At 71.2% G+C, this 25693-nt stretch carries 22 protein-coding genes; 13 read left to right on the forward strand and 9 right to left on the reverse strand.

The genetic code is table 11. The features are described 5' to 3' along the window. Positions 1–1341, reverse strand: a complete 1341-nt coding sequence (locus M4960_RS02295; RefSeq protein ID WP_248703342.1) for an MFS transporter — start codon at positions 1339–1341, stop codon at positions 1–3. A gap of 216 nt (positions 1342–1557) precedes the next feature. Between M4960_RS02295 and M4960_RS02300 the strand changes: the two genes are divergently transcribed. The 3 genes from M4960_RS02300 to M4960_RS02310 all read left to right on the forward strand — a co-directional run bounded on the left by M4960_RS02300 (position 1558) and on the right by M4960_RS02310 (position 6685). Next, positions 1558–4533 (forward strand): glycosyl hydrolase, encoded by a 2976-nt coding sequence (locus tag M4960_RS02300; protein WP_248703343.1) that lies wholly within the window; start codon positions 1558–1560, stop codon positions 4531–4533. Continuing rightward, on the forward strand, positions 4530–5024 hold the full coding sequence (locus M4960_RS02305) for a MarR family winged helix-turn-helix transcriptional regulator (protein WP_173168525.1): 495 nt from the start codon (positions 4530–4532) through the stop codon (positions 5022–5024). Before M4960_RS02300 ends, M4960_RS02305 begins: the two co-directional genes overlap by 4 nt. 80 nt (positions 5025–5104) lie before the next feature. Continuing rightward, positions 5105–6685: a Na+/H+ antiporter gene (locus M4960_RS02310; RefSeq protein WP_131846864.1), complete on the forward strand. Its 1581-nt coding sequence runs from the start codon at positions 5105–5107 to the stop codon at positions 6683–6685. 56 nt (positions 6686–6741) lie between these two features. On the opposite strand, the gene M4960_RS02315 is transcribed toward M4960_RS02310, so the two are convergent. From M4960_RS02315 to M4960_RS02335, 5 genes are all read right to left on the reverse strand, one after another. Beyond that, positions 6742–7590 carry a formylglycine-generating enzyme family protein gene (locus M4960_RS02315; protein ID WP_173168772.1) on the reverse strand — a complete coding sequence of 283 codons (849 nt, stop codon included), beginning with the start codon at positions 7588–7590 and terminating at the stop codon, positions 6742–6744. A 50-nt stretch (positions 7591–7640) separates the two neighbouring features. Continuing rightward, the gene (locus M4960_RS02320; protein ID WP_123292748.1) at positions 7641–9182 is read right to left on the reverse strand and encodes an arylsulfatase; all 1542 of its coding nucleotides are present in this window, start codon (positions 9180–9182) and stop codon (positions 7641–7643) included. Positions 9183–9285: 103 nt separating this feature from the next. After that, complete coding sequence (locus M4960_RS02325) at positions 9286–9591, reverse strand: hypothetical protein (RefSeq protein WP_123292747.1); 306 nt, start codon at positions 9589–9591, stop codon at positions 9286–9288. Next, positions 9588–10094, reverse strand: coding sequence for a DUF1269 domain-containing protein (locus tag M4960_RS02330; protein ID WP_123339568.1), 507 nt, complete (start codon positions 10092–10094; stop codon positions 9588–9590). Before M4960_RS02330 ends, M4960_RS02325 begins: the two co-directional genes overlap by 4 nt. Beyond that, positions 10091–10510, reverse strand: coding sequence for an SHOCT domain-containing protein (locus M4960_RS02335; protein WP_123339567.1), 420 nt, complete (start codon positions 10508–10510; stop codon positions 10091–10093). The genes M4960_RS02330 and M4960_RS02335 overlap by 4 nt, the downstream gene beginning before the upstream one ends. 154 nt (positions 10511–10664) lie before the next feature. On the opposite strand from M4960_RS02335, the gene M4960_RS02340 reads away from it, so the two are divergent. The 4 genes from M4960_RS02340 to M4960_RS02355 all read left to right on the forward strand — a co-directional run bounded on the left by M4960_RS02340 (position 10665) and on the right by M4960_RS02355 (position 19305). After that, positions 10665–11579 carry an HAD family phosphatase gene (locus tag M4960_RS02340; protein WP_131879970.1) on the forward strand — a complete coding sequence of 305 codons (915 nt, stop codon included), beginning with the start codon at positions 10665–10667 and terminating at the stop codon, positions 11577–11579. Beyond that, positions 11576–17590, forward strand: a complete 6015-nt coding sequence (locus tag M4960_RS19565; protein ID WP_248703344.1) for an isopeptide-forming domain-containing fimbrial protein — start codon at positions 11576–11578, stop codon at positions 17588–17590. The genes M4960_RS02340 and M4960_RS19565 overlap by 4 nt, the downstream gene beginning before the upstream one ends. Positions 17591–17664: 74 nt before the next feature. Next, entirely contained in the window at positions 17665–18663 is a 999-nt protein-coding gene (locus M4960_RS02350; protein WP_248703345.1) for an alpha/beta hydrolase, read from the forward strand. An 18-nt stretch (positions 18664–18681) separates the two neighbouring features. Next, positions 18682–19305, forward strand: coding sequence for a hypothetical protein (locus M4960_RS02355; protein ID WP_173168771.1), 624 nt, complete (start codon positions 18682–18684; stop codon positions 19303–19305). An 86-nt stretch (positions 19306–19391) separates the two neighbouring features. Here M4960_RS02355 and M4960_RS02360 read toward each other — a convergent pair whose 3' ends face one another. Then, the gene (locus M4960_RS02360; RefSeq protein WP_173168522.1) at positions 19392–19934 is read right to left on the reverse strand and encodes a DoxX family protein; all 543 of its coding nucleotides are present in this window, start codon (positions 19932–19934) and stop codon (positions 19392–19394) included. A gap of 217 nt (positions 19935–20151) precedes the next feature. On the opposite strand from M4960_RS02360, the gene M4960_RS02365 reads away from it, so the two are divergent. The 3 genes from M4960_RS02365 to M4960_RS02375 are packed head-to-tail and all read left to right on the forward strand — an operon-like array spanning position 20152 to position 21221. Beyond that, the gene (locus tag M4960_RS02365) at positions 20152–20247 is read left to right on the forward strand and encodes a hypothetical protein (protein ID WP_248703592.1); all 96 of its coding nucleotides are present in this window, start codon (positions 20152–20154) and stop codon (positions 20245–20247) included. Then, entirely contained in the window at positions 20244–20825 is a 582-nt protein-coding gene (locus tag M4960_RS02370; RefSeq protein WP_148053756.1) for a hypothetical protein, read from the forward strand. Before M4960_RS02365 ends, M4960_RS02370 begins: the two co-directional genes overlap by 4 nt. Before the next feature lie 9 nt (positions 20826–20834). Continuing rightward, the gene (locus M4960_RS02375) at positions 20835–21221 is read left to right on the forward strand and encodes a hypothetical protein (RefSeq protein WP_173168521.1); all 387 of its coding nucleotides are present in this window, start codon (positions 20835–20837) and stop codon (positions 21219–21221) included. Positions 21222–21244: 23 nt separating this feature from the next. On the opposite strand, the gene M4960_RS02380 is transcribed toward M4960_RS02375, so the two are convergent. Then, positions 21245–21904, reverse strand: a complete 660-nt coding sequence (locus M4960_RS02380; protein ID WP_307860999.1) for a response regulator transcription factor — start codon at positions 21902–21904, stop codon at positions 21245–21247. Positions 21905–21909: 5 nt separating this feature from the next. Beyond that, a complete protein-coding gene (locus tag M4960_RS02385) occupies positions 21910–23022 on the reverse strand; it encodes a sensor histidine kinase KdpD (RefSeq protein ID WP_173168519.1) in 1113 nt (370 codons plus the stop codon). A 184-nt stretch (positions 23023–23206) separates the two neighbouring features. Here M4960_RS02385 and M4960_RS02390 point away from each other — a divergent pair, with 184 nt between their 5' ends. The 3 genes from M4960_RS02390 (at position 23207) to M4960_RS02400 (ending at position 25558) form a co-directional block, all read left to right on the forward strand. Continuing rightward, positions 23207–24001: a hypothetical protein gene (locus M4960_RS02390; RefSeq protein ID WP_123292738.1), complete on the forward strand. Its 795-nt coding sequence runs from the start codon at positions 23207–23209 to the stop codon at positions 23999–24001. Continuing rightward, on the forward strand, positions 23998–24666 hold the full coding sequence (locus M4960_RS02395) for a DedA family protein (protein WP_248703346.1): 669 nt from the start codon (positions 23998–24000) through the stop codon (positions 24664–24666). Before M4960_RS02390 ends, M4960_RS02395 begins: the two co-directional genes overlap by 4 nt. Positions 24667–24805: 139 nt before the next feature. After that, on the forward strand, positions 24806–25558 hold the full coding sequence (locus M4960_RS02400; RefSeq protein ID WP_173168518.1) for an ABC transporter permease: 753 nt from the start codon (positions 24806–24808) through the stop codon (positions 25556–25558). The last annotated feature ends 135 nt before the right edge of the window (positions 25559–25693 follow it).

Below are 25693 nucleotides of genomic sequence, written 5' to 3' on the forward strand. Positions count from 1 at the left end.
TCAGCGGTGGTCGCGGCGAGCGGCGGCTGCGGGAGCGTCATCGCGGACACCGGCGGCGAAGAGTGCCTCCTGCGCGTCGGCGAGGTCCTTGCCCTCGATCGAGAACGCGTCGAAGACCGCGTGCCGGAACCCGAGCCACCCGACCACGACACCGACCGCGACGAGCGCCGTGAGGATGCCGTACATGACCTCGGGGTGGTCGAGGAGCAGCGGGGTCACGAACGCCAGCAGCGCCGCGGCGATCCGGGCCACCGCGATGATCGTGCCCTGGACCGAACCGCGGAGCAACGTCGGGAACGACTCCTGCGACCAGACCTTCATGATCGCCTCGAAGGCGAACGCGTTGCCCACCGCGCCGAACGCGAGCATCGCGACGAGGGTCGGCAGCGAGAAGCCGAACACGAGCGGCAGGCCGTAGCTCACCACGAGGCACACGGCGCCGACAATGTAGAACGGCATCCGCAGCCGACCGTCGACGATGCGCATGAACCAGAACGCGAGCAGCATCCCGATCGGCACGCTGACCAGGTTCATCGTCGAGAAGAACGGCACCGACAGCCCGACGACGTTGACGGCCACGTAGGCGCCGAACTGCCCGCCGGTGTTCGCGCCGAGGTTCGTCAACGTGTAGAAGACCAGCAGGGACAGGAACGGCAGCAGGAAGATGCGCTGCGTCAGGACGTCGCGGATGCCGTGGCGGGCAGCACGGACGGTGTGTGCGCCCGCGGCCTTCTCGGCATGGGCGTCGGACCACGTGGTGGACTCCGGGATCGTGAAGCGCAGGACCATCACGACGAGTGCGACGACTCCGACGTGCGCGAACATGATCTGACCACCGGCACGGCCGAGGTCCCCGACGCCCGCCGAGATGGCGTAGGTCGCCAGGATCCCGGCGAACCAGAGCACCTGGGAGAAGCCGACGAGCCCGCCCCGGTTCTCGTCGGTCGCCGCCTCGGAGATCGTCGCGAGCGAGACCGGCAGGTCCGCTCCGGTGCCGAGTCCAACGAGGATCGTGCCGATGAGCAGGCCGGCGAACGCCGGGCTCGCCACCAGGACCCCTGCGCCGACCACGGTCATGGCCATCGTCACGATGAACACGGCGCGCCGGCCGAACAGGTCGCCGAGCCGCCCGCCGGAGAGCGCGCCGATCGCGATGCAGAACGTGAGCGCGCCGGAGAGCACCCCGATCTGCGTGCCGGTGATGCCGATCGACTGCTGGTAGAGGACGAGCGCGGTGCCGGAACTCACGATCGCGGCCGCGTCGATGTACGAGGCCATCCCCGAGACGACGGCGACCCACCAGGGGTGCGGTCGCCGGGCGGGCTGCTGGGGTCGGTTCACTGCGTTCTCCCTTGAACGTCGGCCGAACACCGGATGAAACGGTTCAACCGGTCGGCGGCACTGTAGCTCGCCGAGTGCCGCAACCGCAAGGATCGTTCACTCCGCCTGCTGTCCAGAGCCTCGCTGTTCGTTTCCTGAGGACATTGACTTCCGCAGCTCCCAGAACCTACGGTCGTCGCAGCGGCACCGTCGCCGCGCGTTCCCGAGGAGAACAGCATGTCGATCGAGCACCTCGCCCGTGGCGTCGCCCATCCGGCCATCGAGTACCGTCCGGAGCTGCGGTGGTGGCTCGCCGAGGGCCTGCACACCGACGTGACCCTCCGACGCGAGGTCGACACCGCCCACGCACTCGGGTTCGGCGGCATGGAGTTCCTGGCGATGGACGAAGGAGCGATCGACCACGGCCGGTACGGCTGGGGATCCGAGGAGTGGGTGCACGACTCGCAGATCGTCGTCGAGGAGACCACCGCCAGGGGCATGTCGGTGAGCTTCACGTCCGGGACGAACTGGTCGAACGCGAACCTGCCGACGATCGACGCGGACCACCCCGCCGCTGCGCAGGAACTCGACGTCGTGCACGAGGACCTGCCCGGCGGGACGAGCCGCTCGGGTGCGCTCCGTCGGATCGACCTCGACGCGCCGATCGCACACACGACGCTCCCCGGTGAACGCGGGACGGTGCGCGTCCAGACGCTCGTCGCGGTGGTCGCGACGCGCGTCGTCCCGGACTCCGCCGGTTCCGGCGCCGCAACCGTGCTGGACCCCGACTCGGTGGTGGACCTGACCAGCGCGGTCACCGACGAGGCGCTCGACTGGACCGCACCGGAGGGCGGCACCTGGCGCTTGTCCACGTTCTGGAGCCACGGCACCGGCCAGACGGCGTCACCGTCGGCGACGGTCAACTGGACGGTGAACTACCTGGAGCGAGCGGGCGTCGACGCCGTGATCGACTACTGGGAACACGTCGTCCTGACCCCTGGCCTCCGCGCCGAGATCGCTCGCAATCCCCGTGCCCAGATGTACATGGACTCCCTCGAGCTGTCGACCTACGGCGCCGGTGGCCTCTTCTGGGGAGCGCACGTCGCCGAGGAGTTCCGGACGCGCCGCGGCTACCCGATCACGCCGTGGCTGCCGTTCCTGACCCGCAGCGCCCCGTTCATGGCGTCGAGCACCACGTACCACGCCGAACCGGTGCCGGACCGGGCGGTCGACGTCGAGAAGGTCCGCTTCGACTACGTCCGGACGCTCACCGACCTGTACATCGAGAACATGCTGCGCCCGTTCGCGGCGTTCCTGCGCGCCAACGGCATGACGCTGCGGTCCGAGATCAGCTACGGGCTGCCGTTCGAGTTGACGCGCCCCGGGCCGGAGGTCGACGGGATCGAGACGGAGTCGCTCGAGTTCGCCGCGCAGATCGACGCGTACCGGCTGCTCGCGGGGCCGGCGCACCTGTTCGGCAAGCAGTACTCGTCGGAGACCGGTGCGACGACCCGCAACCACATGCTCGACCACCGGTTCTACGACCAGATCGTCGCGACGCAGCTCGCCGCCGGCATCACGAAGACCGTCCTGCACGGCTGGGCGAGCACCACGGGCGCCGAGGGCGTCACGAGCTGGCCGGGTCACGAGGGCATGTGGAGCATGTTCTCGGAGCGCTTCGACGCCCGGCAGCCCGCTGCCGAGTTCTACCCGCTCTGGAACGACGCGATCGGCCGGTACCAGTACGTCCTGCGCCAGGGAAGACCGCGGATCGACGTCGGCATCCTGCACACCGACCACTTCACCGACAACGCGTCCGGCATGGTGTTCCGCGACGCCGACGGTGGCCGCGTCCCCGACGAGGTCGCCTACGGCCAGTACTGGATGCGCGACCGGCAGAACCACTGGTGGCGCGACCTCGGCATGCAGGACGCCGGGTGGACGTACGAGTTCCTCGACGGGTCGCTGCTGCTCCGCGACGACGTCCGGGTGGACGGCGGCCTGGTGCAACCGGACGGCCCCGGGTACCAGGCACTGCTCGTCTTCCAGAGCGCGCTCGATGCCGACGTCGCTGCACGCCTGCTCGCCTGGGCCGAGGACGGCGTGCGGATCCTCGTCGTGCACGGCACGCGCGAGCTCAAGTCGCTGATCGCCGGGACGGACACGCACCACCCCCGAGCGGCCGCCCGCACCCCAGGCCTCGACGGGCGCGACGCCGAGCTCGCGGACACCGTCGAGCGGCTGCTGGCCCTGCCGTCGGTGACCGCGATCGACGACGCCGCCGAAACCGTCGCCGCCCTGCGCGGCCTCGGGGTGACGGGCCGCGCCGAGTTCGTGACGGAGGACCGGAGCGTCCTGTCGCACCTGCGCGAGGACGGTGACCTGCTGCACGTGTACCTGTACCACTTCCTGTACGAGACGACCTCGGCCACCACCGTGGAGGTCGCGCTGCCCGGCACCGGCGCGGTGTACCGCGTGGACGCCTGGTCCGGCGCGGTGTTCCCGCACCCAGCCGCACGGACCGAGGGCGACCGGACGATCGTCACCGTGGACCTCGCGCCCGGTGAGACCGCGCTGTTCACGCTCGACCGCAGCGGGCCTGCGCGCGAGATCGCACTCGACGCCCGGCTCGGCGGACGCACGTCGACCGACGTCGTCGTCGTCGAGATGACCGACTGGCGGATCGCGGTCGAGAGCTGGGACGCGGGCGGTGAGGAGCTCATCACCGAGGACCGCGGCCACGGCTACGTCACGCGCGAGGTCCGGCCGCTGACCGACGTCCGACGACTCGACGCCGGTACCGGTCCGCTCCGTCCGTGGAAGGACCTGCCCGCCGTGGGACCGGAGGTCTCCGGGGTCGGCGAGTACGCCACGTCGTTCACCGTCGACACGGTGGACGACGACGGCGCCCGGTTCCTGCTCGACCTCGGGTCGACGGCCGGCGGGCTCGGTTCGGTCGTGCTCAACGGCGGACCGGCACGCGGGTTCGACACCTCGCACCCGGTAGTCGACGTCACCGACGACCTGCGCGTAGGAGAGAACACGGTGGTCGTGCGGGTCGCCAGCTCACTCAACAACCGGTTGCTCGCCCGCGGGTACTACGAGGACGTCCCCGACGTCATCGCGCAGCTGCTCGGCGACCCCGACGCGGTGCAGACGACGCACGTCCGCGACCACGGCCTGCTCGGTCCCGTTCGTCTGGTGGTCGGATGACCCGTCGCGGCGGACGACCGAGCGGTGTGGACCTGCGCCCCGTCATCACCCCCGACCCGTTCGACATCCGGGTCGCACTCGCGGGCATCGTGCACTGGGCGGACAGCCCGCAGGTCCGGCAGCGCATGATGACCGCGATCGACTTCCCCGTGGCCGATCTGTCGATGTTCCTGGTGGTCAACCAGCTGACCTACCGCGGAGCGACGAAGCCGAGCGTGCTCGCGGGGGCGTTGGGCACCGGTCGTGCCAACCTCACGAAGATCGCGAACCGGCTCGAGGACATCGGGCTCGTGGTCCGGGTACCGGCTCCCGATGACGAGCGCAGCGTGTTGATCGCGCTCACCGCCGAGGGCCGCGGGTACGGCGAGCGGATCAGCGACCAGCTCAGCCAGGACCTCGACGCGGTCCTCGCCCACTGGGGTCCGAAGGACGTCGACGCCCTCCGGCGGGTGCTCGCGCGCCTGCGACACGACGCGGCGAACGGGCCCTGAGCCGAGCGTCGCTCCGGCTCCCGTGTGCACGATCACCGTCGGCCGCGTTGACTGGAGTGTCGGTCGAACGAGGAGTGCACGTGCTGGGTCCTGAACTGGTGGTCGTCCTCGGCCTCGCCATCGCACTGACGGCGGGGATCGCGGACCGGATCCGGGTGGCCCCTCCGGTCCTGCTGCTCGTCTTCGGCGCTGCGCTGGCCTTCGTGCCGGAGTTCGCGGACGTCGAGCTGCCGGCCGACGCCGTCCTGCTGTTGTTCCTGCCGGCGCTCCTGTACTGGGAGAGTCTGACGACGTCGCTGCGCGAGATCCGGAAGAACCTGCGCGGCATCGTCCTGATGGGCACGCTGCTCGTCGTCGCCACGGCGGGCGCCGTCGCCGTCCTGCTCCACCTGCTCGGCATGCCGTGGGGTCCGGCCTGGGTGCTCGGCGCCGCCGTGGCTCCGACCGACGCGACCGCGGTCGGGGTGCTCACGAAGATGCTTCCGCGCCGCAACGTCACCGTGCTGCGGGCGGAGAGCCTGGTGAACGACGGCACGACCCTCGTCGTGTACGGCATCGCGGTCGCCGTCACGGTGGGCACGCAGGAACTCACGTTCTGGGGCGTGTCGGGGATGCTCGTCCTGTCGTACCTCGGTGGGGTGGCCGCGGGGCTCGCCGCGGCGTGGGTCGGCACGCTCGTGCTGCGCCGGGTCGACACCGTGGTGCTCGAGAACCTCGTCACGCTCCTCGTGCCGTTCGGTGCGTTCCTGGCTGCCGAGGCGATCGGTGCCTCCGGTGTGCTCGCCGTGGTGGCGGCCGGCATCGTCGTCAGCCAGGTCGGGCCGAAGCTCGACCGCGCCGAGACCCGGCAGCAGGTCCGCGCCTTCTGGTCGTTCCTGACGTTCCTGCTCAACGGTGCACTGTTCGTCCTGGTCGGCATCGAGGCGATGGTCGCGGCCCGGGCGCTGACGCCGTCCGAGCTGCTCCGCGCCGTCGGCGTCGTCCTGGCCGTCGCGGTCGTGCTCGTCGTGGTCCGGTTCGCGTTCCTCAACGCCGCGGGCGGCACCGTCTGGCTCGTCACCCGTCGCACGGGAGGCGCGCCCCGCGAGGGCCACCGCGACCGGCTCGTGAGCGGCTTCGCCGGGTTCCGCGGCGCGGTCTCGCTGGCGATGGCCGTCGCCGTCCCCCGCGTCCTGGAGTCCGGAGCGGACTTCCCGGACCGCGACCTCATCGTCTTCGTCACGGCGGGCGTGGTCGTCGTCACCATCGTCGGTCAGGCACTCGTGCTGCCGGCGGTCCTGCGGCGGGCTGCGCTGCCCGAGGACGAGTCGGTCGGTGAGGAACGTCGCTACGCCGAGCGGACCGCGATCGAGGAGGCCCTCGACGCCCTGCCGCGGTTGGCACGGTCGACCGGAGCCGACCAGGCCACCGTCGACCGGGTGCGCAAGGACTACGAGGCGCACCTGGACGTCATCCAGGCACGCGAGGAGGACGACGACGAGCACCCGGCGGTGCAGCGGCACGACACCGCCGTCGCGCTCGAGCTCGCCCTGGTGCAGCACAAGGCCGCGACCCTGCTGCGGCTCCGGGACTCGGACGAGATCGACGACCTGGTGCTCCGCCAGGTCCGCGCCGGCTACGACGCGGAAGAGGCGCGACTCGACGGCATCACCCCCGCGTAGCGGAACACCGGACGGGGCGGTCAGACCGGTCGCGCGGTCAGACCGGTCGGGGGCGGTCAGACCGCGATGCGGAAGCCGATGTGGCTCATCCCCGTGTCGGACTCCTGGCCGCGCCGTGCCGCCGGACGGTACCGGCGGCAGTAGCTGTCGGCGCACAGGAACGATCCGCCCTTCACGACCCGGCGCTCGACGGTCACGGCCTCGGACACCGGCGCACAGCAGTCGTGCTCGGCGACGGGGTCCACGTACCGGTCGCTCGTCCACTCCCAGACGTTGCCCGCCGTGTCGTGCAGACCGTAGCCGTTCGGTGGGAACGACCCGACCGGCGACGTCCGTCCGTACCCGCGTTCCGCGCGCCAGGGGAAGTCGCCGTGCCAGTAGTTCGCGCGCCGCTCCCCGGGGCGCTCCGCCTCGTCCCCCCAGGTGAACTCCGCGCCCTCGAGGCCACCGCGCGCCGCGAACTCCCACTCGGCTTCGGTGGGCAGTCGCCCGCCCGCCCACACCGCGTAGGCAGCCGCGTCCTCGTGGGCCACGTGCACGACCGGGTGGTCGGCGCGGTCGGCGATGGTCGAGCCGGGACCGGAGGGACGACGCCAGTTCGCGCCGGGCGTCCACGCCCACCACTGGCTGAGGTGTCGGAGGTCCACCGGACCGCTCGTCCCGGTGAACACCATCGAGCCGGCGTGCAGGTTCTCGGCCGGGGCACCGGGGAACTGCGCCGGGTCGAGGGGCCGCTCCGCCACCGTGCGGTACCCGGTGGCACGGACGAACGCCGCGAACTCCCGGTTCGTCACGGCCTGCGGGGCGATCTCGAACGCGGCGACGGTGACGCTGCGCGCCGGGGACTCCTCCGGGTAGTGCTGGTCGGAGCCCATCGTGAACGCGCCGCCGGCGATCCGCACCATCGAGGAGCGGATCGCCGTGGCGGTTGCCGGGCCGGTGGTGGTCGGCACCGTCAGTCGCCGCCGGCCAGGAACGACTGCAGCTTGTCGACCGCCTGGTCGATGCTGAACGTCGCCGCGCGCTGTCGTGGCGGGAACTCCTCGAAGGTGTCCAGGAACTGGGTGACCAGCGTCGTGGCGGCGAGCAGCAGGTAGTCGTTCTCGAACAACCAGTCGAAGTACGTGTTCGACGTCTGGTCCGCTCGTTCGAACGGGTCGGTCCGCAGGTTGTAGAGCTTCGGGACCCGCAGCACGACGAACGGATCGAACCAGACCTGCAGGGTGCCGGTGACGCGCTGCTCCATGAACACCGCCTTCCAGTTGTCGAACCGGAGCGCGAGGACGTCGCCGTCGTCCGAGAAGTACACCAGGCCCGGTCGCGGACCCTGCTCGACCTCCCCGGTCAGGTACGGCAGGAAGTCGTAGCCGTCGATGTGCACCTTGTAGGTCCGGTCGCCGATCGTCTTCCCGACCTTGAGCTCCTCGACCGTGGTCGTGTCCCCCACCGCCGCCAGGAACGTCGGGAGCCAGTCGTGGTGCTGGATGATCGCGTTCGAGATCGACCCCGCCTCGATGTGGCCGGGCCAGCGGATCATCTGCGGGACCCGGAACGCGCCCTCCCAGTTCGTGTTCTTCTCACTGCGGAACGGGGTCATCCCGCCGTCCGGCCACGTGTTCATGTGCGGGCCGTTGTCCGTGGAGTAGATCACGATCGTGTCGTCCGCGATCCCGAGCTCGTCGAGCTGGTCGAGGAGCGAGCCGACCACCAGGTCGTGGTCGATCATCGTGTCGTGGTACGGCGACTGCCACCGGCCGGCCTGCCCCCGGCTCTCCGGCTTCGGGTGCGTCCGGAAGTGCATGTGGGTGGTGTTCATCCAGACGAAGAACGGGGTCTCGGACTCCGCCTGACGCCCGATGAAGTCCATCGCGGCGTCCGCGAACTCCTCGTCGATGGTCTCCATGCGCTTCTTGGTCAGCGGGCCGGTGTCCTCGACGCGCTGCTTGCCACGTCGTCCGTATCGACCGTCCTCGGTGTCGTCGTCCTCGTCGGTCGACCACGAGTGGATCACGCCGCGCGGCCGGGCCCGCTCGTTGAAGGCCGGGAACTCCTCGATGGACGGCCAGTTCGCCGACTCGGGCTCCTCCTCCGCGTTCAGGTGGTACAGGTTGCCGTAGAACTCGTCGAACCCGTGCGCCGTCGGCAGGAACTCGTTCTTGTCGCCGAGGTGGTTCTTGCCGAACTGCCCGGTGGCGTACCCGTGCGGCTTCAGCACCTCGGCGATCGTCGGGTCCTCGGCTCGGAGCCCCAGGTCCGCGCCGGGCATGCCCACCTTGCTGAGCCCCGTGCGGAACACGCTCTGTCCTGTGATGAAGGACGACCGGCCGGCGGTGCAGCTCTGCTCCCCGTAGGAGTCGGTGAAGCGCATGCCCTCATCCGCGATCCGGTCGATGTTCGGTGTGCGGTAGCCCATCAGGCCGTCGCTGTAGGCGCTCAGGTTCGTGATCCCGATGTCATCGCCCCAGATGACCAGGATGTTCGGCTTGTCCTTCGGCATCGCTGTCCTCCTCGTTCGTGTGGTCGTGCTCGTGCATGGATCGTGCTCGGGTGCGCTCCGGTGCGGGCCACCCCGACCGGGTGAGATCGTGGACGTCGTCTGCTCAGCCCGTCAGCAGCGCGACGGCCACCGCGACGGCGGTCGCCAGCGCACACGCGATCGGCAGGAGTCCGAGTCCCTGGGCCGCCGTGGCGGTCGACCGCACCACCAGGTGCCGACCGTCGAACCGGCGCAGCAGGAACCCCAGGACCACGACGACCACGAGGCCGACCCCCGCGATCGGGAGCGTCCACCACCAGTCGAGGGGCGCCACGAGGCCGAAGACGACGAAGAAGGCCACGGTGGACACGAGCGACGCCGCCGTCACGAGGACGAGTGTCCGAGCCGATGGACCGACTGCGCTCGTCACGGGTGCCCACCAAGGTCGTGCGCGATCGCCCGGAGGTCCTCGTCGGAGAGCGTCGTCCGGAGCACCGTGCCGCCGAGGTCCGTCATCGCGCCGACGAGCCGGTCCCCGTCGACCGACGCCACGGAGACGATGACGGCCGCCCCGCCCCGCGCCAGCTCGGCGGCGAGACGCTCCCGGAAGTCCGCGTCCACGCCGGCACGGTCCAGGCTCGCGAAGAGCGCCCCCACCGCTCCGCCGACGACGAGCCCCGCGAACGGCATGAGGAACAGGAACCCGAGCACGGTGCCGAACACCGCGCTCGAGGCCGCCCGTGCACCACGCTGCGAATCACGCCCGGTGGAGTCGACGTGGGTGCGACCGTGCTCGTCGACGTGCACGACGGCGATGCCGTCGAGGGCGATCTCCGCGCGGCGGTCGAGGCGCAGTGCGGCGTCGTGCGCCGCCCGGGCGCCGTCGTCGTCGTCGAAGGCGATGACGACAAGCTCGGTCGCCCGGTCGCTCACGCCGCAGCCGGTGCCGGCGCCGCGCGGGTGCTGCCGACCGCGTTCGCCTTGATCGCGTCGAACTCCGCCGCCGTGATCGTGCCGGCGTCGAGGAGTGCGCGTGCCTTCGCGATCTCGTCGGACGGGGACGTGCCCGCCACGGTGCGGATGTAGCCGTCGGCGGCGTCCTTCTGCCGCTGGGCGGACTCCGCGCTGCGGTCCGCCATCCCACGACCGCGTGCGATCAGGTAGACGAACGTCGTCAGGAACGGCACGAAGACCAGGAAGAAGACCCAGATCGCCTTGTACCACCCGCTGAGCGAACGATCCCGCACGAGGTCCGCGAGGACCGAGAAGAGCGCCATGAGCGAGGCGATGAGCGCCGAGATGAGCAGCCCGTACCAGATCACTGCCCAGAACGTGTACCAGAAGTCCATGATCGTGTTCCCTTCAGGAGTGCGTGGGCGTGCTGTCTAGCGCCGACGGCGCGCGGCCGGCACCACCCGCTTCGGGCGATCCGGCGCGACGGGCTTCCCGGTTCACCCGATCAGGATGGTGCGCACCGGCCCGCGCGGCCGGACGATCCGGGGCATGGACACACTCCCCTCCTGGCGCCCGGGGCACGCCCGCGACGCCGTCGAACAGTTCCTGGCCCGCACGACCGGCGGGGACACCCCGCTGCCGGTCGACGACCGCGTCGCCGTCTTCGACAACGACGGCACGCTCTGGAACGAGAAGCCGATGCCGACCCAGCTGCACTGGCTCGTCCAGCAGTGGGCCGCTGCAGCGTCCGCCGACCCGGAGCTCGCTCGCACGCAGCCCTACGCGGCCGCGCAGTCCGGTGACCTGTCGTGGATCGGGGGCGCCGTCGACCGGCACGCGAGCGGGGACGACTCCGATCTCCGGCTACTGCTGGCGGCGGTGGGGCGTGCGACCGCCGGCATGAGCGTCGACGACTACCGACGGCTCGTGTCGGACTTCTACGCGCACGCCGAACACCCCGTGCTCGGCGTTCCCTACGCGGCGACGGTCTACCAGCCGATGGTCGAGCTCGTGCGGCTCCTGCACGAGCACGGGTTCACCTGCTACGTGGTGTCCGCGGGGGAACGCGACTTCATGCGTCCCATGACGGAGCAGAACTACGGCATCGCCCCGGAACACGTCATCGGCTCCGCCATGGGCCTGGAGTACGTCGACGGCGAGGTCCGCTACGTCGACGCACTCGCGTTCTTCGACGACGGCCCGGAGAAGCCCGTCCGGGTCTGGAGCCGGATCGGACGGCGGCCGGCGGTCGCGGTCGGGAACTCCGACGGCGACCGGGAGATGCTCGAGTACACCGTGCCCGGCCACGCAGGACTCCGTCTGCTCGTCCACCACGACGACGACACCGGCCGCGGCGACCAGCCGTACGACAAGGGCGCCGAGGTCGTGCTCCGTGAGGCCGACGAGCGCGACATCACCGTGGTCAGCGTCCGCGACGACTGGGCCACGGTGTTCCCGACGTGAAGCGCATCGGCCGGAACCACGTGCTGCGCTCGGCGATCGCCGCGACGATCGCGGTGCTCCTCGCGACCGGGGCGATCGTGACGACAGCGGTCCCCGCATCGGCTGCGGACCCTGCGGCGATCGAGGTGAACAAGCTGGTCGACGGCGGCAAGAGCGCCACCCTCGGCCCCGGCGACGAGTTCACCTTCACGATCCGACTCGGGTGCGATGACGCCGACTGTGTGGACGCCCGGATCGTCGACACCCTGCCGGCGGAGCTCGAGGGCTTCCCGATCGTCGACCTCAGCGCCACTCCGCCCAACCCCGCCGCGCCGGCAGACCCGGACTGGGTCGTCACCCACACCGGCTGCGGCGGCACACCGGCGACGGTCGTCACCAGCGACCCGCCGTGCGTGGGCACCCTCGAGTTCGTCCAACCGCTCGCCGACGGCTCCCAGGGCCTCGCCGCGGGCCAGGCGTACACGCTCACGGCGACCCTTCGGGTCCCCGCCGACCTCCCGCCGACGTGGCCCTACAACGGCCAGCCGATCACGAACACCGGTACCGGCACCGCGGACAACGCCGCGACCGCGTCCAGCGCCGCGACGGTCACCGTGGACATCCCGACGACCGTCGACGTCGCGACGACGAAGTCCTGGACGCCCACGAACGAGCAGTTCTCCCCCGGCGCACCGTCGACCATCGAGCTCTCCGCCTCGAACGCGTCGAACGTCCCCGCCACGTCCCTCGTCGTCCAGGACCCGTCGAACGCGGCGGAGGGTGCGGCGACGCTGGACGCCACGAACCCGTTCCGGTACGTCGACGTCACCGGACCCGGCACGATCGCCGTGCCCGCAGGAGCGACCGCCGTGCAGGTCGACGCGTACGTGCTCGACCCCGGGACCGGCACCTACCGCTGGGTCACCGGGACTCCTTCGCCGCCGGGATCCGCGACGTTCCCGGCCGGCGTCGACGACGCCGACGTCGCCGGGGTCCGGTACACCTTCACCGGCCCGGACGGGGCCGTCCTCACGCCCGGCGATCCGGCTGCCTCGATCCAACTCGACGTCGGACAGCGCAGCACCGAGCGGGACTCCGACGTCGAGCTCGGCGAGGGATGGTCCGCCACGAACACCGCCGCCGCCACCGTCTCGGTCCCCGGGCAGGACCCCGCGACGAGCACGGCCTCCGCCGAACACACCGTCTCACCGACGAACCTCGGAGCAGCGGTCACCAAGTCGATCGACCCGGCGCGGGTCCCCGCGGGCACGAACGCGGTCGGCAGCGTGACCGCCACGAACACGTCGGACGGACCGGTCGAGGAACTCCGCGTCAGCGACCTCGACTACTTCACCGCCGACGTCGGCTTCGCCGGGTTCAGCAGTCCGCTCGCGTACCCCGCGACCGCCACCGGCGCCGACGTCGTCTGGCACTTCAGCGACGGGACGACCCGCACCGATCCGTTCGCCGACGGCGACACCCCGGCGGCCGCGGCCCCGGACGGCACCTTCGTGACCGGGTTCGAGATCGTGTACGACGGCCCGATCGATGCCGACGCGACGACGACGACGCGCTTCGGCATCGACACCGCGCTCGATGCTGCCGACGACGCACCACTCCGGACCACCAACCGTGCGACGGCCTCCGTACGCAACGGGGGTGCGACCGCCGACGACGGCGCGTCCGCGCCGCTCGACGTGTTCCGCCCGGACATCGAGATCGCGCTCTCCAAGACCCTCAGCCCGCAGGAGCCGATCGCACCGGGCGGGACGGTCGTGGCCCAGCTCCCGGCCACGACCAGCACGGACTCCGCGTTCGTGACCCCGACGACGATCACCATCGAGGACGTCGCGCCGACGCCCCACGACGACGGATCGTTCTGGAACGCGTTCGACCCGGTCGCGATCGCGCCCACGCAGGTGCCCGCGGGCACCACGCTGACCATCGACTACACGTCCGACGACGGCGCCACCTGGCAGCCGCTCCCGATCGACGGCCTCCCCGCCACCGGCCCGACGAACTTCTCCGGCACCGTCCCCGCCGACCTCCGAAGCGCGATCACCGGACTCCGGTTCGTGTTCACGAACCCGGACGGCTTCCCGCAGGGCACCACCGTGCAACCCAACGTCGTCTCGCAGGCCCGTGCGGACCAGCGGTACGGCGGTGGATCGACGAGCACCCCCGACGCCGGTCCGTCGACCTACACCAACACGGCGACCGCACAGGGCGAGGGTGCCGTCGACGGCGGCACCACCATCGAGAGCGACGTCGTCGAGGCCGACGCCGACGCCGACATCGAGTCGACGACCGGGACGGGGAGCACGATCGCCGGGAAGCGGTGGACCGACACCGACTTCGCCACCGACCGGACCACCGTGGACAGCCAGTCCGGCGAGCAGGTCGGGTCCGTCCTCGAGTGGGGCTCGCGGACGACCGGGACGTCCCAGATCGTCGTCACCGATCCAGCAGGCAACGCGGGGAACCCGGCCGCCACCGTCTTCCAGGCGTTCGACCTCGAGTCGATCGACCCGATCGCGGTGAGCACCGACCCGCTCTGGCGGTGGGACACCGTCACCTCCGTCGAGCTCTTCAGCGACGGGACGTGGTCCACCGTCCCGGCGCCGACCTCCGGCTGGGTCGACCAGACCGGCTTCGTCGGGTACGCGCTGACGAGCGAGCAGACCGCTGCGACGACGGGCGTCCGGATCACCGTGGCGCCCGACGACGACGCCCGCGCGGCGAGCACCGACCCGACCCGACCCGTTCCGGGGTCGGGGATCGCCACGAGCACGACGCCGCGACCGTTCCACCTCACCTGGGAGCTCCGGAACTCCCTCCGAGCACCGGGCACCGCCGACGTCGAGTGGGTGAACGGCACCACCGACTACAACCTCAGCACCGCCGGGTCCGTCCGCAACGCGGTCGACGTCACGGCCACGACCGACGACGGAGACCAGAGCTCCACTGCGGTCGACGACCTCGTCATCCTCGACCGGCCGCCCCTCGTCGGGCTCGCGAAGACCTCCGAGCACGACAGCCTCGCCGTCCCGGCACGCGGTGACGTCGACCCCGACGAGTACCCCACGAACGACTTCACCGTCACCGCCACGAACGGCTCCGCCTCGCGCGCGTCGTACGTCCGCGTGACCGACCCGATGCCGTGCACACCGGCGACCCTCTCCGACTGCACGAGCGACCCCGACGCGTGGTCGGCGGACCCCTTCGACGGAGCCGACTCCACGACCGGCAACCCGTTCGAACGGTTCACCCTCACCGGACTCGACTTCAGCGTCGACGACGACGAGGTCGACGCGGACGCATCGACGGTGACGTTGCTGCACCGGAGTGACACCGGGACGACCTCCAGCAGCACGACCTCGATCACCGGCGCCCGGGCCCAGACCGCGGCACAGCTCGCGGACGTCGTCGGCGTCAGCGTCGTCTACCAGGGCACGGACCCCACCCGCACCGGCGGGACCATCTCCACCGGCCGACCGCTGACCATGACGATGCACACGCAGTTGCGGGCGACGCTCCGGAGCCTGCCGTCCGTCCCCGTGACCGCGACGACCACCGTCACGAACCGGGCGTTCGCGCAGTCGTACGACCCCGTCCTGGCGCCGTCCGGTCAGACCAGCACCCCGACGGACACGGCCTCCGCGGCCGTCGCGCTGGTCCGCGGCGTCCTCGACGTCACCGCGGAGAAGACCTTCACACCGGACACCCTGCTCGAGGCCGACCGCAGCGACACGATCGACGTGCGCCTCGACGGTGCGCAGGGCGACGACGCGACGGTCTCGCCGGACACGGTGACCATCGAGGACACCGACCAGGACTTCTGGAACGACGTCCGGCTCGCAGCGTTCTCCGCGGACGACGTGACGTTCCCGGCCGGGGCCGACCGGGTGCGCGTCGACGTCCAGCTCGACGGCCAGCCTGCGTGGGAGCTCGGGGCGGCATCCGACTCGGCGACGTTGCCGACGTCTGACACGGCCGCGATCACGGGCATCCGCTTCGTCTTCGACCGAGCGGACGGCGACGTCCTCTCCCACGCCGACCCGCCGGCAGCCTGGACCGCCGCCGCGGTGCTCCACGTCGTCGTGCTCCCGGTCGGCCGGGACGGTGCACCCGTCCGGTTCCCCGGCACCCTCGACGACTCGGCGACCGTCACCGCCCACCGCAGCGACGACACGCTCTTCCCCGACGCCACCGCCGCCGCGGACGACACCCTCACGCTCGACCCGGGCACCCGCCAGCTCGACGTCGCCAAGGCGCCCGCGAACGACCAGCACACCGTGCCGGTCGGGACCCCGGTCCCGTGGACCGTCACGATGCGCAACACCGGGACCGGCATCGTCACGCTGACGTCCGTGCGCGACGAGCTCCCCGAGGGCCTCACGTGGGACGGGACGGACCCGACGTTCCGCACCTCGCCCGACGGGACACTGTCCGCCGACGTCACGACGGTCCAGGACGGCCGGACGATCACGTTCACCTGGCCCACCGACGACGACCGGATGGCCCCGGACGAGACGTTCACCATCACGATCCCCCTGACGCTGGAACCCGGTCTGCACGAGGACGAGCGCGCCACGAACTCGGCCGTCGCCGTCACCGGCTCGGCGCTCGACCGCTGCACGAACGACTCCGGCAACGGGCAGGGCACCATCTCGGGACTCCCTGCCGAGGAGTGCGGCACGACCAACTACGTGCAGCCCACGCCCGGGCCGGCGCTGCAGACGAGCAAGGCGGTGCGTGGCGACGTCGTCGACCCGCTCGTCTCGGGTGCGTCCGACCCGTCGGACCCAGGCACGTCCTGCACCCCGGACGACGACGGCTTCACCCTCCCGCCCTGCGTCGCCGCCACGCGTGTCGGCGGGACCGACGAGTGGCGCGTCCGGACGACGAACACCGGCACCGTCGACCAGGACCGGGTCACCTTCGTCGACCCGCTCCCGCAGCCCGGCGACCGGCTCCTCGCGACCGGGGCTCCGCGTGGGAGCAGCTACCGGCCGGTGTTCGACGACTCCTTCGGCGTGGAGGTCGACGCAGCGCTCGGTGCGACGACGACCTGGCAGGTCACGACCGACCTCACCGTGTGCTCGACCACCGACTCGACGACCTGGACGGACGACTCGCTCTGCTCGACGAACACGTGGACCGCGAACGATGCGTTCACCGGCGACTGGGACGACGTGACGGGCCTGCGCGTCTCGGTCGACCTCGGGTCCGTCGGCGGGCTCGACCCGGGCGAAGCCGTCACGGCCCGGTACCGCACCGTCGACGAGCCGGTGACCGCCGCGCACCCGGACGGTGTCCCCACGACGGTCCCGCTCCGCGACGAGACGGCCTTCAACCAGGTCGGGACCACCGCCACACTGAGCGACGGCGGACTCCCGATCGCCCAGGCGCCGGTGAAGGTCGGCGTCGCACCGTCCGTCGGGTCGATGCTCATCCGGAAGCAGGTGACGGGCGCCGGCGCAGGCCGAGCCCCTGATCGGTTCGACGCCGACGTCCGGTGCGAGGTGGCCGGTGTCGCGCTCGACCTGGGTGGTGCCGCCGTGGTGGCCCTCACGTCCGAGAACGCCCTCGAGGCGCGCATCGACGGCATCCCGGTCGGCGCCACCTGCGACGTCGCGGAACGCGGTGCGGTGGGCGCGTACGGGGAGGACGCCCGGACCGTCACTCCGGGCACGGTCCGGGTGCTGGTCGCATCGACAGCCGACCAGAGCGTGCCGACCCTGCAGGTCGTGACGATCACCAACGACTACGACTTCACCCCCACCCCGCCGACGCCGACCCCGACCCCGACACCCACACCGGCACCGGGCCCTCCGTCGGTGACACCGGGTGGGGACGGCAGCGGGTCGGGTCCGGTCGGCCCCGCTCCGGACTCCCTGGCGTCCACGGGCTACGACGGTCGTCAGGCGGTCGTGGCGCTCGCCATCGCCGCGCTCCTGCTCACCGGTGGCATCGCGATCCGCCGTTCCACCCGCCGTCGGCGTCGAGACGGGACCAGGTGGTCCGGGTGAGGACGCGCCCGGGTGCGGGGCCGACGAGACGAGCCCGTCGCGGCGACGATCCGTCGAGCGGGTGGGCCCCGGACGTGCTCGGTCCCGACTTCGAGGCCCGCTCGTTGCCGCTCGAGGACGACGACGAAGGACCGGTGACCGCGACCCTGGTGCGGCGCACCCGGACCCACCGGCTCCCGCGACGGTGGCGGACCGCGATCCCGTGGCGGTCGGGCCACCTCCCCCTGGGCGGCGCCGACGTGCTCTACGTCCACGGATGGTCCGACTACTTCTTCCAACGCGAGATGGCCGAGCACCTCGAGGCGCTCGGCGCGCGCTTCTTTGCACTGGACCTCCGCAAGTACGGCCGGAGTCTGCTGCCGCACCAGACCCCCGGGTACGTCGACGACCTCGCCGTCTACGACGAGGACATCGCTGCGGCACTCGACACCATCGGGCACGGCGACCCCGAGCACGGACGCCGACGACTCATCCTGTTCGGCCACTCGACCGGCGGGCTGACGCTGGCGCTCTGGAACAGCCGCCACCGGGGTGTGGCCGCCGGGCTGGTGCTCAACAGTCCGTGGCTGGAGTTCCAGGCGACCGGCTTCGCCCGCGAGCTGATCGCACCGCTGATGAAGCTCGGTGCTCGGCGCAACCCCCTCGCACCGCTCCCGACCGTCGACCCCGGCTTCTACACCCGCACCGTGTCGAGCGGGTCCGACGGCAGCTGGACCTACAACCAGGCCTGGCGTCCGGAGCGCGGTTTCCCGCTCCACCCGGGGTGGCTCGCGGCGGTGTTCGCCGGCCAGGACCAGGTCGCCCACGGGCTCGGTGCCGAAACCCCGACGCTCGTGCTGCTCAGCACGCACAGCCTGCTGTCCCCGAAGTGGTCGGAGGAGATGACCCACGTCGACGTCGCACTCAACGTCGACGCCGTCGCGCACCGAGCGCTCTCGTTGGGCGACGACGTCAGCGTCGCCCGCATCCACGGTGCCCTGCACGACGTGATGCTCTCGGAACCCCGGGTCCGCGAGACCGCCTACACCGCCATCCGACGGTGGGCACGCACGCTCCCCCTGCCGGGCGCCTGACCGACCAGGACGATGACGATGACCGAGAAGCCCGAGCGCCCCCACTGGACGCGCCGACGCGAGGTGGCGACCGTGGTCCTCCTCTCGATCACCGCGGTGGTGACCGCCTGGTGCGGCTTCCAGGCGTCGAAGTGGGGCGGAGAGATGTCCATCTCGTTCAGCCAGGCGTCGAGCGCCCGGATCCAGGCCGCCGACGCCGCGTCCGGCGCGCGCGACGCACGGCAGTGGGACGTCACCATCTGGGTGCAGTGGGTGCTCGCCGATTCACGGGACGACGCCACGCTCCGCAGCTACGTGCAGGAGCGGTTCTCCCCGGAGCTCCGCACCGCGTTCGAGGAGTGGGACGGTACCGGTCGGACCGCGGACGGGCCGTTCGCGACGGACGCGTACGTGCCGGCGGGATCGGACCGCGCGGCGGCGCTGTCGGCGAAGGCCGACCGGCAGTTCGACCGTGCCCTCGCCGACAACCAGCAGTCCGACGACTACTCGCTCCTGACGGTGCTGTTCGCCCTCGTCCTGTTCTTCGCGGCCGTGTCGGACCGAGGTGGCCGCGAGTGGGCCCGCATCGCGTTGTTCGTCGCCGCGGTCATCGGCCTCGTCGGCGGGGCGTGCCTGCTCGCCACGTTCCCCGTCCTGGTCTGAGACGGGCGCGAGCGCGGCAGGAGCGCCGACCACGGACAGGACGGGAGGCCCGGTGCCAGCTGGCACCGGGCCTCCCGTCCGGTGGTCTACGCGTCGTCGGGCGCCGCCGCGTCGGACGCGAGCGCCTTCCGACGCTGCGCGACCTGGACCGCGATCGCGACCGGGATCGCGGCGAGGGCGACCGCCCGGAGCCACGGGCGGTCGAACACGTGCCGGGTGGCGTGGTCGAGCGACACCGGACCGGGGCCGCCGAGCGCGAACATCGCCGCCGAGAAGCCGAGGAACGCCGGGAACTCGAAGCCGCCGTCCGCGTTGAAGAAGCCGTTCGGGGTGTGCACGCTCGACGCGACGCCCATCGTCGTCGCGGCGCCCGCACCGGCGATCGGGGTGGCGAGGCCGAGGGCCAACGCCGCTCCGGAGCCGGCCTCGCCGAGCCCGGCCAGGACGGCGCTGCGTCGGCCGGGGCGGAACCCCATCGCGTGCATGCCCTGGGCGGTGCCGTCGATGCCGCCGCCGCCGAACGCGCCGAAGAGCTTCTGGGACCCGTGTGAGACGAGCACGGCTCCGAGGGCGATGCGGAGCAGGGTCTTGGCGGTGACCGAAGCGGTGCTGGTGGTGTGCGAGCTCATGCGTTCTCCCGATCGTCCGTGGTGGTGATCCGGGCGACGGTACGCCGGTGCGGACCCGCGTGGTCACCGCCTCGGGCGGGCGTCGTCAGCTGGTGATCCGGCGCCGTCCGGTGACGCGGACGACCAGGCCCGCGACGACGGCCCCGACGATCGGGGCGACGATGAAGACCCAGAGCTGCGTCAGGGGTGTGGCACCGCCGGCTACAGCTACCAGCAGATCGCCGACGAACTCGAACTACCGGTGTCGACGGTGCGCGGGCTGCTCGCTCGGGCCCGTCGGTTCCTGACCGCGGAGATGGAGGCATGGCGATGAGCGACCTCGACGACGTCCCCGTGCCCGAGGACGACCTCGACGGCCACACGATGGAGGAACTCGCCGAGTACCTCGACCGGGGCCGTTCACCCCGTGACCCGTCCATCGAGCGCTCCGCCTCGTGCCGCCTCGCCTTGTCGAACATGGAGCGCCTGCGCGAGCTGTCGCTCGGCGCCCTGCAACACCGGGCCGACGCCGAGCCGGACCGCGAGACCGACTGGGTCGACCGTCTGCTGGCGACGATCCGCTCCGAGGTCCGACCCGGCCGCGACGTGCCGGTCCCCCATCCCGACCCACGACTGCGCCTCACCATGACCGAGGCCGCCGTCCGGGGATTGGTTCGTCGGACCGGTGACACGATGGGCGGGGTCGTGATGGGGAGTTGCGCTCTCGACGGGGAACTCGGCGACCTCGGAGCCCCGGTCCACGTGCGGGTGACCGCCGGGTTGGTGTACGGGGCACCTGCGGCGGAGACCGCGGACCTCCTGCGGTCGCGGATCGCCGCGGCTCTCGACCGCCACACTGCCCTGACCGTTGCGTCCATCGACGTCGTGTTCGACGACGTCTCCCTGCCCTAGGAGCACGACGTGAGCGACGAAGCCCTGTCCCGAGTCCTCACCGACCGGATCCGCACCGTTCCGGGAGTCACCGGCGTCTACCCGAGGAGACCGATCGTGCACGCCGCCGCCGAGGCCGTCGCGTCGGCCCTCTCGCTGCAGGAACCCGACGTCCTCGTGGACGTGCAGCGCGACGGCGCGGCCCTCCGGGTCGGGGCGGGCATCGCCGTCGACGACACCCGGCCGGCGACCGACACGATCCGTGAGGTCGGCGAACGCATCCGCGACCTGGTCGACGAGCGCACGGGCGCACCCGCTGACGTCGTCGAGGTGACGATCCGGCTCGTCGAGGGCATCGGCCTGGCCGCCGACGCGCCCTCCGGCACCGGTGCGGGCGAGCACGCGTCGACCGGCTGACCTCGGGCGCGCTCCGAGCGGGGTCAGGCTGGCGTGCCGAGCTGGTAGCCGGTGCCGCGGATGGTGGTGATGAGGTCGCGGTCGGTCTTCCGCCGGATGTAGTGCACGTACGTGTCGACGGTGTTCTCCTGCTCGCCGTGTTCGAACACCGCGGAGAGCAGGTGTCGCCGCGAGAACGCGCGCGCTGGTTCCGCAGCGAGGACCCGGAGCAGGGAGCTCTCCTTCTCGGTGAGGAGGACCCGACCGGTGTACGGCGAGTGGATGCTGTGGTCATCGGGGTAGAAGGTCCACCCTCCGATCTCCACGCCCGTTCCGGTGCCGGTGTAGTCGCGGGTGAGCGCCCGGAGTCTGGCGGCGAGTTCGTCGAACTCGAACGGCTTCACGAGGTAGTCGTTCGCTCCGGCGTCGAGACCGGAGACGCGGTCGCGGAGCTCGCCGAGTGCTGTGAGCATGAGCACCGGGGTGCTGATCCGCTGGCTCCGGATCGCGCTGATGAACTCGGTGCCGTCCATGCCGGGAAGCCGCCGATCGACGACCATGACGTCGAAGTACCGTTCCACTGCTGTGACGAGTGCCTGCTCACCGTCGGACGCGAGGACGACATCCCAGTCCTCGCTGAGCACCTCGGCGACGAGCGGTCCGAGCCTGGGGTCGTCCTCGACGAGGAGCAGGCGTTGTCCCATGGTGTTCATCTTCCCTCGGCGCGACGAGTGATGGTCGGCGCGGACGTCGCCGCGTGCACTGTCGGGATGCGGAGCGCGAAGACGGTGCCGTGATCACCGGTGGACTCGACGGTGACGTCACCGCCGGCGCGGACCACGATCTCACGCACCAGGGCGAGCCCGATGCCGTTCCCCGTGCGGGTTCCGTCCGCGCTGTGGCCGTGGCCGTGGCCGTGGCCTTGACCGTTGCCGCGGCCGGTTCCGTGTGCGAACCGGTCGAACACCCGCGTCGGTTCGATCCCGGAGATGCCGGAGCCGTCGTCCTGCACGCGGACGCACACCCGGTCGTGTTCCGGCGTGGTGGTCACGGTGACGGTGCCGCCCGGTGGGGTGTGGCCGATGGCGTTGTCCGTGAGCGCGACGAGACAGCGGTGCAGCTGTGTCGGCGTCATGCCCACGCTGGCGCTGTGGTCAACCACGTGGAGACGCACGTGCCGATCATCGGCGAGCACGCTCATGTCACGTCGAAGCCTTGCCAGTCCATCCTGCAGGCCGGCGACACCCGGCTCGGATCGGGTACCTGCAGCAGCTTCGAGGAGGTCGTCGACGATGTCGATGAGGATCCGCGTGTCGCTGGTGAGATCATCGACGATCCGGCGGCGCGGGTCGTCGTCGGCGGTCTGCATGCGGAGCCGCTGGACGCGGGCATGCAGGACGGCGAGCGGTGTGCGGAGTTCATGACTGGCATCCGCGACGAAGGTCCGCTGCACATGCAGCGCCTCCGTCAGCGGCCGGACCGCGCGTCGCGCGATCAACCAGGAGGCGACTCCCGCGAAGAGGATCGCGAGCCCGCCGACCCCGATGATCGCGACCGTCAGGTCGAGCGTGTCCAGGGTGATGTGCACGTCGAAGGGACCGGGCTGCTCCCGCTGCTGGCCTGGGGTGAGCTGCCAAGCGACGTACGCGACGACCAGGGCGATGATCCCGATCACCAACGCCGCAGACACCCCCGCGACGCGGATGGAGATGCCGATGACCGACCGTCGAGAGGCGAGGCGATCCGCATCCCGGTCCGGAGCGCCACGGAGGGACCACCGCGCAGTGGCGTCGACGAGTCGATTCCATGCTGTGTCGATCAATCGGTTCCTCCGTTCCTGACACCGCCGTCCGGGGTGCTCCGAGGCTCCCTCACCCAGGGCAAGGAAACACCAAGGATGCGGTCGAATCCGGACACCCGGGTTTCTTGGTGGAGTCTTGCAGGCACGTTCGTACCGTCGTCGCACCGACCCGGGCACGAGACCCGGTCACGACGAGGAGCACGCCATGACCCAGCTGACCGCTCGGCCCCGCCCGAAGCGCAACAAGGTGCCAGACCCCACCCCGTCGTTCTGGATCATCAAGGTCCTCGCCACGACCGTCGGTGAGACCGCAGCCGATCTGCTCAGCGACACCCTCGGGTTCGGTCTCCCGCTGACGACGGCAGTGATGGCCGCGGTCCTGGTCGTGTTCCTGGTGTTGCAGTTCCGCACCCGCGCCTACCGGCCGGTCACGTACTGGGTCACCGTCGTGCTGATCAGCATCGTCGGGACCTGCATCACGGACAACCTCACCGACGGGCTCGGCGTCCCGCTGGGGGTGAGCACGACAGTGTTCGCGGTGGCTCTCGCGGTGGTGTTCATCGTCTGGTACCGGAGTGAGCGCACGCTCTCGATCCACGAGATCGACACCACCAGGCGGGAAGCGTTCTACTGGCTCGCGATCCTGTTCACCTTCGCTCTCGGCACCGCAGCCGGTGACCTCATCGCCGAGCAGACCGGCCTCGGCTACCTGCCGTCGCTGCTGCTGTTCGCGGCAGCGATCGTGGCGGTCACTGCCGTCTGGTTCATCGGCCGTCGCGGTGCCGTCACCTGCTTCTGGATCGCGTACATCCTCACCCGCCCGCTCGGTGCGTCGACCGGGGACCTGCTCTCCCAGCCGACACACGACGGCGGACTCGGCATCGGGACCATCACCACCAGCATCGTCTTCCTCGCGGTCATCGCAGCGCTCATCGCATGGGTCTCAATCGGCCGTCGTGATCGCGTCGGGGCCGGCACCCGTGAGCAGCTCTCGTCGTGATCGACCGGTTCCCCCTCGCTGTCCACCTGTTCGACGCCGGATCCGTGCTGCACGCCTTCGGCCCTGCCGTCCTCGCCGGGATCGCGGTCCTGGTCTTCATCGAGTCCGGGGTGCTGTTCCCGTTCCTCCCGGGTGACTCGCTCCTGGTCACTGCCGCGATCACCAGCGCCGCGCTGGGCGTCGCACCATGGCAGGTCGCGGTCGTCGCGTCCTTCGCCGCCGTCGCCGGGGACCAGGTCGGCTACTGGATCGGTCGACGCTTCGGCCGCCGACTCTTCCGTGACGGCGCACGGGTGCTCACGACCGCTCGGCTGGACGAGGCCGAAGCGTTCTTCGCCAGGTGGGGCGGCCTGTCCCTGGTCCTCGGCCGGTTCATGCCGGTGGTCCGGACCTACGTCCCGCTCGCGGCGGGGACAGCCGACATGCGCTACCGGAGGTTCTTCCTGTGGAACGTCGTCGGTGCGGTGGGCTGGGCGTGCGGACTCACGGCAGTCGGGGTGCTGCTCGGCGGGATCCCGCTCGTCGCGCACAACATCGACGTCCTGATGATCGTCATCGTCATCGTCTCGATCCTGCCGATCCTGATCGGAGTGGTCCGCAAGCGGCTGAACGGCCGAACGGACCAGGACGACCAGGACGAACGGCCCATCGCGAGCGACCGCTGAGCGCGACCAGCACCCGAACGGTGCCGAACCAGATCACGGATCGGTCCACCGGTGACCGTCAGCGTGGTGGGCGGCGCACGGCCTTCGACGGATGACACCGTGCCGGCCGTACAGTGCACCTGATGACTGAGCAGCAGGCATGACCGCGGACGCCCTGGTGCGCACCCTGCTCGGTGTGCTCGCTCTCGTCGCGGTCGCGACGGTCGTCCTGCTTGCTGCTCGCGCGTCGGCGCCGTGGGCTCCGGCAGTGGCGATCGTCCGCGGCGCCCTGCAGCTCGCCGCCATCAGCCTCGTGCTCACCGGAGTCATCAGATCGCCCCTGCTGATCGGCCTCGCGCTCGGAGTGATGTTCGTCGTCGCGTCCTGCACGTCGGCTCGACGGCTCGGGGGCCTCCCGACGATGGTGCTGCTGGTCGCCGGAGCAATGGCGACCGGCATCCTGGTCAGCGCGGTCGTCGTCTTCGGGAGCGGAGCGATCACGCTCTCACCCCGCTACGCCCTCGCGATCGGCGGCATCGTCATCGGGAACGCGATGTCCATCGCGACCATCGCCGGCCGTCGATTCCGCGAGCTCGTCGACGATCGCTGGGACGAGGTCGAGGGGTGGCTCGCGCTCGGAGCGACACCGCGCCGCGCCACCGCGGACCTGGTTCGACGCGCTGTGAGCGCCGCTCTGATACCGACAGTCGACCAGACGAAGACGACCGGACTCGTCACCCTCCCTGGCGCGTTCGTGGGCGCCGTGTTCGGTGGCGTCTCTCCCCTCGAAGCCGGGCGCTTCCAGATCGTCGTCCTCGCGGCGATCATGGCGACGGGAAGCATCACCGCCGTCCTCGTGACCCGCTGGATCGGCCCGGTGCGGACCCGGCCGCACGTGGTCCCGATCCGCTGACGACTCGTCCCGACGACGATCGTGCCGGACCGTCCGGGGTGCTCGCTCGTCTGGTGCATCTGGGTGGTTCCTTGGAGCGGCGGCGGAAGGGTGCTGTTCGGAGGTCGTGGACATGACTGTTGGAGTGCTCGGAGG

This window comes from Curtobacterium sp. MWU13-2055, assembly GCF_023242305.1.
Taxonomy (GTDB): domain Bacteria; phylum Actinomycetota; class Actinomycetes; order Actinomycetales; family Microbacteriaceae; genus Curtobacterium.